Genomic DNA, 13,354 nt, shown 5'->3' on the forward strand with positions numbered 1-13,354 from the left:
CGCTGTTCCCCTCCATCATCGGGCGGAGGGGTTCTCTTCTTGTGCGCTTTTTTCAATTTTGAACGGATCAATTCCGCGTTTTTGCATCCGCCGGAAACGAATAATGTTCAGGCCGTTCATTACCAGAAAACTCCCTTCGATCATCGTCCCACCAATCGACCCTAGCCAGAAATTATGGATAACCCAACAGGCGGTTGCGCACCACATGACGCAGCGCACGGTTAACCCTTTGCAGCGAAACAGCGCCCAGGTGCTGGCCAGCGTGCCAATTATTGGCAATAGCTCCATCGCATGCTGTAATTTCGCCAGCCCGAGAACCAGGGTGAGGACAATAAAAACGGTCATTACCCACAGTTTGCGGGTATGCATTGAGACAAGTGTGCGGATGGTGTTGAGTTCTGCGCTCATTCCCGCAGGCCAGGCACCCATCAGGAAAAAATGCACGCCGATAGTGGCGCTATAGACAGCGAGTTGCAGCCGGAACCGGCGCTCATCGCGATTGAAAAAGGTGGTAATACCGATCAGAAAGGCGATGACACCTACGCCCTGGGCCAGCCAATACGCGGTCATGCAAGCAACCCCAATTCTATCTCGTAGGCCGGATAAGGCGAGTTCGACACCATCCGGCAACGGTTTGTGCCTGATGGCGCTGCGCTTATCAGGCCTACGGTTTGCGCAGACCTGCATGCAGGTACCATCAGGTATTTACTACAACGTTACGCCGCTTTTAAATATCGCTAACTCTCTAAAATCATTCCGCTCGTTGCAGGTTTGCTTGCCGTTGGCGAACTCGACGATGGTATCGACAAATTCTTCCAGCAACTGAGGCATCGCTTTACCATGGATCAACTGTCCAGCGTCAAAATCGATCCAGTGCTTTTTCTTCGCCGCCAGCTCGCTGTTGGTGGCAATTTTCACCGTCGGCACAAAACCACCGTAAGGTGTACCGCGACCGGTACTGAACAGCACCATATGACAGCCCGCGCCCGCCAGGGCACTGGTCGCCACCGCATCGTTACCCGGTGCGCTCAGCAGGTTCAGACCATGCGTCTTCAGGCGTTCGCCGTAGCGCAGTACGTCCACCACCTGGCTGGAGCCTGCTTTTTGCGTGCAGCCGAGAGATTTATCTTCCAGCGTGGTGATACCGCCCGCTTTGTTGCCCGGCGATGGGTTCTCGTAGATCGGCTGGTCGTGAGCAATGAAGTACTGCTTGAAGTCATTGACCATGGTGACCAGCTTGCCAAACGTTTCTTCATCGCGGCAGTGGTCCATCAGCAGCTGCTCGGCGCCGAACATTTCCGGTACTTCGGTCAGTACGGTGGTGCCGCCGTTAGCAATAACGTAGTCAGAAAAACGCCCCAGCATCGGGTTGGCAGTAATACCGGACAGGCCGTCAGAGCCGCCGCATTCCAGACCAAACTTCAGCTCGCCCAGTTTACCTGGTTCACGTTTATCGTTACGCATCACGTTGTACAACTGGTGAAGATGTTCAATCCCCGCTTCCACTTCATCTTCCTGATGTTGGCAGACCATGAAATGAACGCGCTCAGGATCGTACTCGCCTAAGGTTTCGCGGAAGGCATCAACCTGGTTGTTTTCACAACCAAGGCCGACCACCAGCACCGCACCCGCATTCGGGTGACGCACCATGTTTTGCAGCATAGTGCGGGTGTTAATGTGGTCGTCGCCGAGCTGTGAACAGCCGTAGGTGTGGCTGAAGAGATGCACGCCGTCGATTCCTTCGGCGTCGTTAGTCTCTTTCAGAAAACGGTTCTGCATCTGGCGCGCCATGGCGTTAACGCAGCCTACTGTCGGTAGGATCCACAGTTCGTTGCGTACGCCAACATCGCCGTTGGCACGACGGTAGATCTGCACATCGCGATCCGCCGGTTGTGCAACTTCCGCCTGAAAATCAGGTTGGTAGCTATACGTGTCCAGGTCACTCAGATTGGTACGGGTGTTGTGAGCATGAATATGCTCACCCGCCGCAACGTCCACCAGCGTATGGCCAATTGGCAAACCGTATTTAATGACGTTTTCGCCTTTCGCAATATCGCTTAAAGCGAATTTATGGCCACGAGAGACCGCCTGACGCAGGATCACCGCCTGCCCATCAACGGTAACTTCGGTTCCTTCAGCCAAATCAGCAAGCGCAACCGCGACGTTATCCAGCGCATGGATCTTGATGTATTGCATACCTTCACCCGGGCCTTAGTTCAGTTCAATGGCGAAATAATCGCGCGCATTGTTGAAGCAAATATTTCTGACCATTTCACCCAGCAGCTGGATATCTGCCGGTGCTTCACCTGCAGCAACCCAACGGCCAATCATCTGGCACAGAATGCGACGGAAGTATTCATGGCGCGTGTATGACAGGAAGCTACGGCTATCGGTCAGCATACCGACGAAACGGCTCAGCAAACCGAGCTGGGCCAGCTGCGTCATCTGACGTTCCATCCCGTCTTTCTGATCGTTGAACCACCAGCCGGAACCGAACTGCATCTTGCCCGGCATACCTTCGCCCTGGAAGTTGCCGATCATGGTGCCCAGCACTTCGTTATCACGCGGGTTCAGGCAGTAGAGAATGGTTTTCGGCAGCAGGTTCTGTTCGTTCTGCTTGCTCAGCAGTTTGGACAGTTCTTCAGCCATCGGACGGTCATTGATGGAGTCGAAGCCAACATCCGCGCCCAACAGTTTGAACTGACGCAGGTTGTTATTACGCAGCGCGCCGATGTGGTACTGCTGTACCCATTCGCGACGAGCATATTCCGCACCAAGGAACACCAGCACGGCGGTTTTAAACTGGGCAACTTCATGCTCACTCAGGGTTTCACCCGCCAGGCGACGCGCCAGAATGCTATCCAGTTCAGATTCGTTAGATTCGGCAAACAGCACCACGTCCAGCGCGTGGTCAGAAACCTTACAGCCGTGAGCCGCGAAGTGATCCAGACGTTTGGTCAGTGCAGCTTGCAGATCGCTGAAGCGGCGGATATCCGTGTCAGACACTTCACCGAGCTTCGCCATGTAGTCATTAAAGGTCGCCAGCTCAATGTTAAAGGCTTTATCCGGACGCCAGCTCGGCAGCACTTTCACATCAAAGGTACCGTCTTTAGCAACGGCCGCATGATGCTCCAGAGAGTCGATCGGGTCATCGGTAGTGCCGACCATTTTCACATTCATCTGCTGCATGATGCCGCGCGCGGAGAATTTATCCTGCGCCAGCAGCTTGTTGCATTGGTTCCAGATTTCATCAGCAGTCGCAGGAGAAAGCAGCTTACCTGTAATACCAAACGGGCGACGTAATTCGAGGTGGGTCCAGTGGTACAGCGGGTTACCGATAGTGTGCGGAACCGTAGCGGCCCATGCGTCAAACTTCTCGCGATCGGACGCATCGCCGGTACACAAGCGCTCAGCGACGCCATTGGTACGCATCGCACGCCATTTGTAGTGATCACCCTTCAGCCAGATGTCATACAGGTTACTAAAACGGTAGTTTTCAGCGATTTGTTGCGGTGGTAAATGGCAGTGGTAATCGAAGATCGGCTGGTCTTTGGCGTAATCATGGTACAGACGGCGGGCAAATTCGGTGTCCAGCAGGAAATCTTCAGTCATAAACGGGGTCATTATCGTCTTCCTCTCAACGAGTGCGTCAGATTGCTTATGTTTTGATGTTGACAAAGTTATCACACCAATTTCCATACACTGAAGATATTTTCGTGAGTTAGATCAACAAATGGTGACAAAAAAATTACTCTCAAAGAGGTAAATCACGCGTCAAGCCGCGCCAGTGCTGGCTTTGCTGAATCGAAATAATGACCACACGAAGATTCACACTTTTGTGATGGCACTCACCTTTTAAAGCTGTATGACAAGTTATCTTTTGGCCGTCGCGATACATAAGCCGACGGAATGCAAATTACCGATGTATAACCATCGGATTGACCGGTACGGAAACCGAATTAGCACAATTATTGACATGGCAAAGTTCGGGGAGTACCGGCTTTTTTTCGGTCCCCCCTCGTAAAAGAACATCCTCCGCCCTGAACTGGAAGATGACCGCTCGTTCGCGGACATAACAAAACGATGAGGTTTTACATGCGTAAAATTAAAGGGTTACGTTGGTACATGATTGCACTGGTGACGCTTGGCACCGTGCTGGGTTACCTGACACGTAACACTGTGGCGGCAGCTGCGCCAACTCTGATGGAAGAGTTACACATCTCCACTCAACAGTATTCCTATATCATCGCAGCGTATTCTGCTGCTTACACCGTAATGCAACCCGTTGCCGGCTACGTGCTTGATGTGCTCGGCACAAAAGTTGGTTACGCGATGTTCGCCGTTCTGTGGGCCGTCTTCTGTGGCGCGACCGCACTGGCTGGCAGTTGGGGTGGACTGGCACTGGCGCGTGGCGCAGTAGGTGCCGCTGAAGCCGCAATGATCCCTGCGGGTCTGAAAGCCAGTTCTGAGTGGTTCCCGGCAAAAGAACGTTCAATTGCCGTGGGGTACTTTAACGTCGGCTCTTCAATCGGTGCGATGATTGCTCCGCCGCTGGTCGTCTGGGCAATCGTCATGCACAGCTGGCAGATGGCATTCATTATTTCCGGTGCGTTGAGCTTCATCTGGGCGATGTGCTGGCTTGTGTTCTACAAACACCCGCGCGACCAGAAAAAACTGTCTGATGAAGAACGTGATTACATTCTGAATGGTCAGGAATCACAGCATAAAAACGCGACCTCGAAAAAAATGTCGCTCGGTCAGATCCTGCGTAACCGCCAGTTCTGGGGCATCGCGCTGCCGCGTTTCCTGGCTGAGCCGGCCTGGGGTACCTTCAACGCCTGGATCCCGCTGTTCATGTTTAAAGTCTACGGCTTTAACCTGAAAGAGATTGCGATGTTTGCATGGATGCCGATGCTGTTTGCTGACCTGGGCTGTATCGTTGGGGGCTACTTACCGCCTCTGTTCCAGCGCTGGTTCGGCGTTAACCTGATCGTTTCACGTAAAATGGTCGTTACCATGGGCGCATTGCTGATGATTGGCCCAGGGATGATTGGTCTGTTCACCAGCCCGTACATTGCTATCGCCCTGCTGTGCGTCGGCGGCTTTGCTCACCAGGCGCTATCCGGTGCGCTGATTACGCTTTCTTCTGACGTATTTGGTCGTAATGAAGTGGCAACGGCAAACGGCCTGACCGGTATGTCCGCCTGGCTTGCAAGTACGCTGTTTGCACTGGTTGTTGGCGCACTGGCTGACACTATCGGCTTTAGCCCGCTGTTCGCCGTACTGGCGGTATTCGACCTGCTCGGCGCACTCGTTATCTGGACGGTCTTGCAAAACAAATCGGCCAGCGAAGTCGATTCGGGCTCACAGACAGGCGATCCCGCTCCGCAAAATTAACCCGCTGTTGTTCATCAAGGGTATATAATGCGAAGCCGCCAGTTATCTGGCGGCTTTTTTATCGCCGCGAGTGGAGCAGTAATCGCAAAAGTGGTATAACAAATATAGTCTGCCGTATCATGCCTGGAGCGCATATGGAAATCACCGAACCACGACGTTTGTACCAACAACTTGCTGCTGATCTGAAAGAACGCATTGAGCAGGGCGTCTATCTGGTGGGTGACAAACTCCCCGCCGAGCGCTTTATCGCCGATGAAAAAAATGTCAGCCGTACCGTGGTTCGTGAAGCAATTATCATGCTTGAGGTTGAGGGCTACGTTGAGGTGCGCAAAGGATCGGGGATCCACGTCATTTCCAACCAACCCAGACATTATGTTGCGCCAGATGAAAACCTGGAATTTGCCAGCTACGGTCCTTTCGAGCTGCTCCAGGCGCGTCAGCTCATTGAGAGTAACATTGCCGAGTTTGCCGCCACCCAGGTGACCAAACAGGACATCATGAAGCTGATGGAGATTCAGGAGAAATCACGTAACGAAAAAAGCTTTCGTGACTCCGAGTGGGATCTCCAGTTCCATGTGCAGGTCGCCCTGGCAACGCAGAACTCGGCTCTGGCCGCGATTGTTGAAAAAATGTGGACTCAGCGTATTCACAACCCCTACTGGAAGAAATTGCACGACCACATCGACCTGCGCACGGTTGATAACTGGTGTGATGACCATGACCAGATCCTTCGGGCGCTGATTCGCAAAGATCCTCATGCCGCCAAACTGGCGATGTGGCAGCATCTTGAGAACACGAAGCAGATGCTGTTTAACGAAACCAGCGATGATTTTGAGTTCAATGCGGACCGTTATCTATTTACCGAAAATCCGGTCGTTCACCTCGATACAGCGGCTAACAGCGCAAAATAAACAATCTTATCAATGCAGGCGCGACCACGCGCCTGTTTCTGACACTTGGTAAGCGTTAGGTATAAAGTGTCAGCCTGTGTAAATCCTCTCGCCTCCCTCCATTGCGATAAGCAAAATCACAGTTCAACAACCGTAATTTCTATAACGGACTACGTTGACCTTTGTTACAATTAGATGCTGTTTGAATTTTTGTGTTTAAGAGCTTGCTAACTTCACAACTTTACAGGGAATAGTTCAGGCCGTGAGTTTGTAACAGACCACAAGTCATGTAAAAAATATTAATAAAATCGTGGTGTTACAAAATCCAGAAAACCGGCATGACGACAACCGATTCTCCAGGAATATTGAATGGAACTACTGACTCAATTACTAAATGCTTTATGGGCTCAGGATTTTGAAACGCTGGCCAATCCTTCCATGATTGGCATGCTCTATTTTGTACTCTTTACTATTTTGTTTCTGGAAAACGGACTGCTGCCAGCAGCCTTTTTACCTGGCGACAGTTTACTGGTACTGGTCGGCGTACTTATTGCCAAAGGCGCAATGGGTTTTCCGCAAACGGTGCTACTACTCACCACCGCAGCCAGCCTCGGTTGCTGGCTCAGCTATATACAAGGTCGATGGTTGGGTAATACCCGCACCGTGCAAAACTGGTTATCTCATCTTCCTGCACATTATCATCAGCGTGCGCATCATCTGTTCCATAAGCATGGCTTGTCTGCGCTGCTGGTCGGCCGCTTTATCGCGTTTGTCAGAACATTACTGCCGACCATCGCAGGATTGTCCGGCCTGAACAATGCGCGCTTTCAGTTCTTCAACTGGATGAGCGGACTGCTTTGGGTCCTTATTCTCACATCGCTGGGCTATCTGCTGGGCAAAACACCGGTGTTTCTCAAATATGAAGATCAGCTGATGTCTTGCCTGATGCTGCTTCCTGTGGTGTTACTGGTGTTTGGTCTGGCAGGTTCACTGGTTGTTCTTTGGAAAAAGAAATACGGGAACCGAGGGTAAATTATGCTGAAATCATGCATAACGCTCCGACGACTTGCCTGGTCCACCACTTTTATGTTGTTCATCGGCGCGTTGCTCCTGACCTGGTCGGTCATTCGCCAGCAGGAGTCAACGCTTGCCATTCGTGCCGTAAACCAGGGAGCCAGCATGCCTGATGGCTTCTCTATCTGGCATCACCTGGATGCCAACGGCATTCGTTTTAAAAGCATCACTCCGCAAAATGACGCCCTGCTGATTACCTTTGATTCCAGTGCACAGAGCGCAGCGGCAAAGGTCGTACTGGATCGAACGTTACCGCACGGTTTCGTTATCGCTCAGCAGGATGATAATAATCAGGCGGTTCAGTGGTTATCCCGCTTACGTGAGACCCCACACCGTTTTGGTTAATTTCCAGGAATCTGAATTAGATCACTCACTTTGGTGATTTCACCGTTTAGCGCCTATGATTAATAAACTGGGTTTATGACCCAACGTTTTATTATTCTGGAGCATCGACCCTAAACGACGAGGTCGAATCACAATGGAAGGTTCAAGAATGAAATACCGCATCGCTTTGGCAATTAGCCTTTTCGCTCTCAGTGCCGGCAGCTACGCCACCACCCTCTGTCAGGAAAAAGAACAAGACATTCAGCGGGAGATTAGCTATGCCGAAAAACACAACAATCAGAGCCGTATCAATGGGCTGAACAAAGCGCTGAGCGAAGTCAGAGCAAACTGTACTGACAGCAAACTGCGCGCCAACCATCAGAAAAAGATCGCCGAGCAGAAAAATGAGATTGCCGAGCGTCAACGTGACTTAGCCGAAGCTAAGCAAAAAGGCGATGCGGAGAAGGTAGCAAAGCGTGAACACAAGCTTGCTGAAGCTCAGCAAGAGCTAAAAGAACTCGAGACCCGCGATTACTAAGTACGGTAACTAGCCACTCAACTGGAGAAAACTATGTCGAAAGATAATGCTACGGAAAACCTGCGCGCTGAGCTGAAATCTCTTGCGGATACGCTTGAAGAAGTACTTAGCTCCTCTGGCGATAAGTCGAAGGAAGAGATGAGTAAAATTCGCAGCAAAGCCGAACATGCGCTGCGCGAGAGCCGCCATCGTCTGAGTGAAACCAGCGATGTAATTGCCAAACAGACCCGTGAGGCCGCGGCTAAAGCCGATAACTACGTGCGCGAAAACCCATGGACAGGCGTCGGCATTGGCGCTGCAGTCGGTGTGGTGCTTGGTGTACTGCTGTCGCGCCGTTAACAATGGCTGATTCTCAACACGCACAAGGTCCAGGCAAAGGCGTACTGGGTATTGGACAGCGGATCCTGACGATTCTCGTTGAGATCGTAGAAACACGGCTGCGGCTGGCCGTCGTTGAGCTGGAAGAGGAAAAAGCCAATCTCATCCAGATCCTGCTGATGCTTGGGCTGACTATGCTGTTCGCGGCGTTTGGCCTGATGAGCCTGATGGTGCTTATCATCTGGGCCATTGACCCTCAATACCGCCTGAACGCCATGATTGCCACCACCGTTGTGCTGTTGCTGTTAGCGCTGATTGGCGGGATATGGACGCTGCGTAAAGCACGTAAAACAACGCTGCTACGCCATACACGCCAGGAACTCGCTAATGACAGGCAAGCCCTGGAGGATGATGCATAATGAGCAGCAAAGTCGAACGTCAAAAGCGTAAGGCGCAACTGCTTGGACAGATCCAGCAGCAACGGCTGGATCTGTCTGCGACTCGCCGCGACTGGCTGGAAGCCACCGAGGTCTACGATCGTGGCTGGAAGACGCTACTGAACCTGCGTGGCTGGGTGTTGGTCGGGAGCAGTATTATGGCGGTTCGCACCATCCGCAACCCGAATCTGCTGGTACGCTGGGCTAAGCGCGGCTTTAGCGTCTGGAGTATCTGGCGTCTGGTGAAATCGACCATCAGACAGCAGCAACTGCGCGGCTAATCCTTTACTTACCCCCAACCTCAAAATTTTTGAAAAATACTGACAGTTTTCCTTGCTAACAATTCTCATTAAGCACGTTTATGATTCTCTCCATCGACAGCAACGACGTGCTCTGCAGCGTCGATGCACAAAAAAACACAATAAGCCGCCTGAGTGGTTTCCTGGAGAGTATGATGAAGAAATTAGAAGATGTTGGTGTACTGGTAGCGCGCATTCTGATGCCAATCCTGTTTATTACCGCAGGTTGGGGAAAAATCACCGGATATGCGGGTACCCAACAGTACATGGAAGCCATGGGCGTCCCAGGATTTATGCTGCCGCTGGTGATTCTGCTTGAGTTTGGTGGCGGTCTGGCAATTCTGTTCGGTTTCCTGACCCGTACAACTGCGCTGTTCACCGCAGGCTTCACATTGCTGACAGCGTTCCTCTTCCACAGCAACTTTGCGGAAGGTGTGAACTCCCTGATGTTCATGAAAAACCTGACCATCGCAGGCGGTTTCCTGCTGCTGGCTATCACCGGTCCAGGCGCATTTAGTATCGACCGCGTGCTGAATAAAAAGTGGTAATCAAACTATACTGAACACATCAAAAAGCGAGGAGATATCTCCTCGCTTTTGCTATCTGAGGAGGCGAAAATCATGGGACAACTGATTGACGGCGTCTGGCATGACACCTGGTACGATACCAAATCAACCGGTGGAAAATTTCAACGTTCTGCATCGGCTTTCCGTAACTGGCTCACCGCGGATGGCGCGCCTGGCCCGACCGGTGAAGGTGGCTTTGCTGCCGAAAAAGACCGCTATCATCTGTACGTTTCTCTGGCCTGTCCATGGGCGCATCGCACGCTGATTTTGCGCAAACTCAAGGGGCTGGAACCGTTTATTTCCGTGTCCGTTGTGCATCCGTTGATGCTGGAAAACGGCTGGACCTTTGACGACAACTTCCCGGCGGCAACCGGCGATACCCTGTATCAGCACGAATTTCTTTATCAGCTCTATTTACACGCCGATCCGCACTACAGCGGTCGGGTGACCGTTCCGGTACTGTGGGACAAAAAGAACCACACTATTGTCAGCAACGAATCTGCAGAAATCATCCGCATGTTTAACACCGCGTTTGATGCGCTGGGCGCGAAAGCCGGAGATTACTATCCCCCTGCCCTGCAAAGCAAAATCGACGAGCTGAACGGCTGGATTTATGACAACGTTAATAACGGTGTGTATAAAGCCGGATTTGCCACCAGTCAGGAAGCCTACGACGACGCCGTGGATAACGTCTTTCAATCTCTGGCACGACTGGAGCAGATCCTTGGGCAACATCGTTACCTGACCGGCGACCAGTTAACCGAGGCCGACATTCGCCTGTGGACCACGCTGGTACGCTTTGATCCCGTGTATGTCACCCACTTCAAGTGCGACAAACACCGGATTAGCGACTATCTGAACCTGTACGGTTTCCTGCGTGATATCTACCAGATGCCGGGTATTGCGGAAACCGTCAATTTCGATCATATCCGCAATCACTACTTCCGTAGCCACAAAACCATTAACCCAACCGGCATTATTTCTGTTGGGCCGTGGCAGGACCTCAACGAACCCCAGGGGCGTGACGAGCGTTTCGCCTGATTTACACTGGCCCCCATCTGGGGGCTAAATAATTAATACCGCAAATATTTACCATCATTTCATTCACAGCTATTCTTAATTTGATTGCTTTAAAAACAAGTAATTGAATGCAGAACGAGGCAAAAATGGATTGGTATTTAAACGTATTAAAGAATTACTTTGGTTTTGGTGGCCGCGCGCGTCGTAAAGAATACTGGATGTTTGTGCTGGTCAACATCATCTTCACGTTCGTGCTGGGTATTCTGGACAGAATGTTTGGCTGGGAGCGCGCCGGTGGAGAAGGCATATTAACGACGATTTACGGGGTTCTGGTCTTTATTCCGTGGTGGGCAGTACAGTTCCGGCGTTTACATGACACCGATCGTTCAGCCTGGTGGCTACTGGTGCTGCTGATCCCGATCGTAGGCTGGCTGGTGATCATCATTTTCAACTGCCAAAACGGGACTCAAGGGAGCAACCGCTTCGGCGCTGACCCTAAGCAACCATCCTGACGTCATACACCCTTTTGTAGGCCGGATAAGGTGCAATTGCACCGCATCCGGCGGAACAGTCAGACTATTTACCCGCAAACAGCTTGGGGATTTCCCGCAGACACCAGGATTTCGCCTCGCCCATGCTGTCACGACGCCAGGCCATAATAATATCTATCTCGCTTGTCGATTCCGGACTAACGACCCGCAGCCGACCAGCCGCAATATCCTCTTCCACCAGCGGGTACGGCATCGTCGCCACGCCCAATCCGGCCAACAGCGCCTGACGTTTATCTTCTATCGTACTCACCGTCAGACGCGGCTGCTTATCCAGCAGTTGAACCGTCAGCACCGGACGTTCACGGGCGGTATCCGCCACCGCGATCCCACGGTATTTAACGCGGGTGACTTCCGATAACGGTTCCGGCTCCTGATGGATGGGATGATCCGGGGCCGCTACATAGACGTTCATCAGCGAGTACAGCTTGCGCGAGTTGATTTCTGAGGATGAGCGAAAATGCATATCCGGCGCAATCACGATATCCGCCCGCCCCTGCTCAAGACGCTCCCACGCCCCGGCCAGAACTTCGGTAATAACGGAAAGCTGGGTATTGGCCTTCCCGGCAAGCCTGTCGATCAGCGGGAAAAACGCTGCCGTCGGCACCAGCGCTTCGGTTACGATGGTCAGATGCGTTTCCCAACCGCGAGCCAATGCTTCGGCATCGGTGGTCAGTTTATCCGCAGCTTCCAGCAGTACGCGCCCACGCTCCAGCAGCATACGCCCAACGTTAGTGAATTTTGTGCGGTGGCCTGAACGGTCAAACAGCACCACGTCCAGCTCTTCCTCCAGCTTCTGCATGGTATAGCTAAGTGCGGAAGGAACGCGTCCCAGTTCATCTGCCGCAGCAGCAAAACTACCGCGCCTGTCTATTGCGTCCATGACGCGTAACGCTTCAAGCGTTAAAGCCCTTTCTTTGGCCATCTCGTTCTCATTCAGGAAATTTGAACATACCGGGCAGAATATCTGGCTAACAATGCAGCGTCTAGCCATTTAACATAAAAGGAAGTAAAGAGAGGTCAAGAACTATGATTACTACCCGTACAGCCAAACAATGCGGGCAAGCAGACTACGGCTGGCTGCAGGCCCGTTATACCTTCTCCTTTGGACACTATTTTGATCCTAAACTGCTGGGTTATGCCTCGCTGCGTGTTCTGAACCAGGAAGTTCTGGCACCGGGGGCCTCTTTCCAGCCACGGACCTATCCGAAGGTGGATATCGTCAATCTGATCCTCGAAGGGGAAGCGGAGTACCGAGACAGCGAAGGCAACCATATCAAGGCCAAAGCAGGAGAAGTTTTACTGCTCGCGACACAGCCGGGAATCAGCTATAGCGAACACAATATCAGCAAAGACAAACCGTTAACCCGGATGCAGCTCTGGCTGGACGCCTGCCCGCAGCGTGAAAACGCCTGCGTACAAAAAGCCACGCTGGGTGCTGGTAAGCATCAGTTGCTGGCCTCGCCGGACGGAGAACAAGGCAGCCTGCATCTGCGCCAACAGGTATGGGTGCACCATGTTGAGCTGCAGCAAGGTGAATCGTTGAGTTTTCAGTTACATGGGCCACGTGCTTATTTACAGTCGATTCACGGCAGATTCCATGCGGTGACGTCTGGCGCCGAAAAAGAAGCACTCACCTGTGGCGATGGGGCATTTATTCGTGACGAAACTAACATAACGTTAGTCGCCGATACCCCGCTGCGCGCTTTGCTGATAGATTTGCCCGTATAGTCAGGGAAAACAATGGAGTACGACTATTGAGCAAGAAATCATCAAAAAAATGCCAGCCTCAGGTTGAGCCGAAAAAACAGGAAACAGTTACCTTCGGCTATGAAGAAATGCTGACAGAGCTGGAAGCGATTGTGGCCGATGCCGAACTACGGCTGGAAGACGAAGAAGCCGCCTGAACAGGCGGCTTAGACTTATGCCGGGTGGCGGCAACG

General features: G+C 52.1%; 17 protein-coding genes. 13 read left to right on the plus strand and 4 right to left on the minus strand.

Annotation, left to right across the window (positions count from 1 at the left end):
* Positions 1-15 precede the first annotated feature (15 nt).
* The 3 genes from OGY18_RS14115 to uxaC form a co-directional block, all read right to left on the minus strand.
* Positions 16-570: a YgjV family protein gene (locus OGY18_RS14115; RefSeq protein WP_063941813.1), complete on the minus strand. Its 555-nt coding sequence runs from the start codon at positions 568-570 to the stop codon at positions 16-18.
* A gap of 138 nt (positions 571-708) precedes the next feature.
* Positions 709-2,196, minus strand: coding sequence for a UxaA family hydrolase (locus tag OGY18_RS14120; RefSeq protein ID WP_286553411.1), 1,488 nt, complete (start codon positions 2,194-2,196; stop codon positions 709-711).
* Positions 2,197-2,211: 15 nt separating this feature from the next.
* Entirely contained in the window at positions 2,212-3,624 is a 1,413-nt protein-coding gene (gene uxaC / locus OGY18_RS14125; protein ID WP_286553412.1) for a glucuronate isomerase, read from the minus strand.
* A 471-nt stretch (positions 3,625-4,095) separates the two neighbouring features.
* On the opposite strand from uxaC, the gene OGY18_RS14130 reads away from it, so the two are divergent.
* The 11 genes from OGY18_RS14130 (at position 4,096) to OGY18_RS14180 (ending at position 11,375) form a co-directional block, all read left to right on the plus strand.
* Entirely contained in the window at positions 4,096-5,397 is a 1,302-nt protein-coding gene (locus OGY18_RS14130; RefSeq protein ID WP_003828557.1) for an MFS transporter, read from the plus strand.
* Positions 5,398-5,531: 134 nt separating this feature from the next.
* The gene (exuR, locus tag OGY18_RS14135; RefSeq protein WP_003828559.1) at positions 5,532-6,308 is read left to right on the plus strand and encodes a transcriptional regulator ExuR; all 777 of its coding nucleotides are present in this window, start codon (positions 5,532-5,534) and stop codon (positions 6,306-6,308) included.
* Positions 6,309-6,656: 348 nt separating this feature from the next.
* Positions 6,657-7,319, plus strand: coding sequence for a DedA family general envelope maintenance protein YqjA (yqjA, locus tag OGY18_RS14140; RefSeq protein ID WP_003828561.1), 663 nt, complete (start codon positions 6,657-6,659; stop codon positions 7,317-7,319).
* 18 nt (positions 7,320-7,337) lie between these two features.
* Positions 7,338-7,706, plus strand: a complete 369-nt coding sequence (gene mzrA / locus OGY18_RS14145) for an EnvZ/OmpR regulon moderator MzrA (protein WP_162623447.1) — start codon at positions 7,338-7,340, stop codon at positions 7,704-7,706.
* Positions 7,707-7,854: 148 nt separating this feature from the next.
* Positions 7,855-8,223, plus strand: a complete 369-nt coding sequence (locus OGY18_RS14150) for a DUF1090 domain-containing protein (RefSeq protein WP_032934183.1) — start codon at positions 7,855-7,857, stop codon at positions 8,221-8,223.
* Between the two features lie 33 nt (positions 8,224-8,256).
* On the plus strand, positions 8,257-8,562 hold the full coding sequence (locus tag OGY18_RS14155; RefSeq protein ID WP_003024832.1) for an ElaB/YgaM/YqjD family protein: 306 nt from the start codon (positions 8,257-8,259) through the stop codon (positions 8,560-8,562).
* Between the two features lie 2 nt (positions 8,563-8,564).
* Positions 8,565-8,960 (plus strand): phage holin family protein, encoded by a 396-nt coding sequence (locus OGY18_RS14160; protein ID WP_003828567.1) that lies wholly within the window; start codon positions 8,565-8,567, stop codon positions 8,958-8,960.
* Positions 8,960-9,259, plus strand: coding sequence for a YqjK-like family protein (locus OGY18_RS14165; RefSeq protein ID WP_003828569.1), 300 nt, complete (start codon positions 8,960-8,962; stop codon positions 9,257-9,259). Before OGY18_RS14160 ends, OGY18_RS14165 begins: the two co-directional genes overlap by 1 nt.
* Before the next feature lie 173 nt (positions 9,260-9,432).
* Positions 9,433-9,825: a DoxX family protein gene (locus OGY18_RS14170; protein ID WP_003024847.1), complete on the plus strand. Its 393-nt coding sequence runs from the start codon at positions 9,433-9,435 to the stop codon at positions 9,823-9,825.
* Between the two features lie 72 nt (positions 9,826-9,897).
* Positions 9,898-10,884, plus strand: a complete 987-nt coding sequence (yqjG, locus tag OGY18_RS14175) for a glutathionyl-hydroquinone reductase YqjG (RefSeq protein WP_286553414.1) — start codon at positions 9,898-9,900, stop codon at positions 10,882-10,884.
* Positions 10,885-11,009: 125 nt separating this feature from the next.
* The gene (locus OGY18_RS14180; protein WP_003828575.1) at positions 11,010-11,375 is read left to right on the plus strand and encodes a DUF805 domain-containing protein; all 366 of its coding nucleotides are present in this window, start codon (positions 11,010-11,012) and stop codon (positions 11,373-11,375) included.
* 64 nt (positions 11,376-11,439) lie between these two features.
* On the opposite strand, the gene yhaJ is transcribed toward OGY18_RS14180, so the two are convergent.
* A complete protein-coding gene (gene yhaJ / locus OGY18_RS14185; protein ID WP_003024855.1) occupies positions 11,440-12,336 on the minus strand; it encodes a DNA-binding transcriptional regulator YhaJ in 897 nt (298 codons plus the stop codon).
* Positions 12,337-12,440: 104 nt separating this feature from the next.
* On the opposite strand from yhaJ, the gene OGY18_RS14190 reads away from it, so the two are divergent.
* Together OGY18_RS14190 and OGY18_RS14195 are read left to right on the plus strand one after the other, a co-directional pair.
* On the plus strand, positions 12,441-13,142 hold the full coding sequence (locus tag OGY18_RS14190) for a pirin family protein (protein WP_126317356.1): 702 nt from the start codon (positions 12,441-12,443) through the stop codon (positions 13,140-13,142).
* 26 nt (positions 13,143-13,168) lie between these two features.
* Complete coding sequence (locus OGY18_RS14195) at positions 13,169-13,318, plus strand: protein YhaL (protein ID WP_286553415.1); 150 nt, start codon at positions 13,169-13,171, stop codon at positions 13,316-13,318.
* Positions 13,319-13,354 lie beyond the last annotated feature (36 nt).

Origin of the sequence: Citrobacter sp. Cpo142, assembly GCF_030332425.1 — a bacterium.
In the GTDB taxonomy this organism is placed as follows: Bacteria; Pseudomonadota; Gammaproteobacteria; order Enterobacterales; family Enterobacteriaceae; genus Citrobacter; species Citrobacter portucalensis.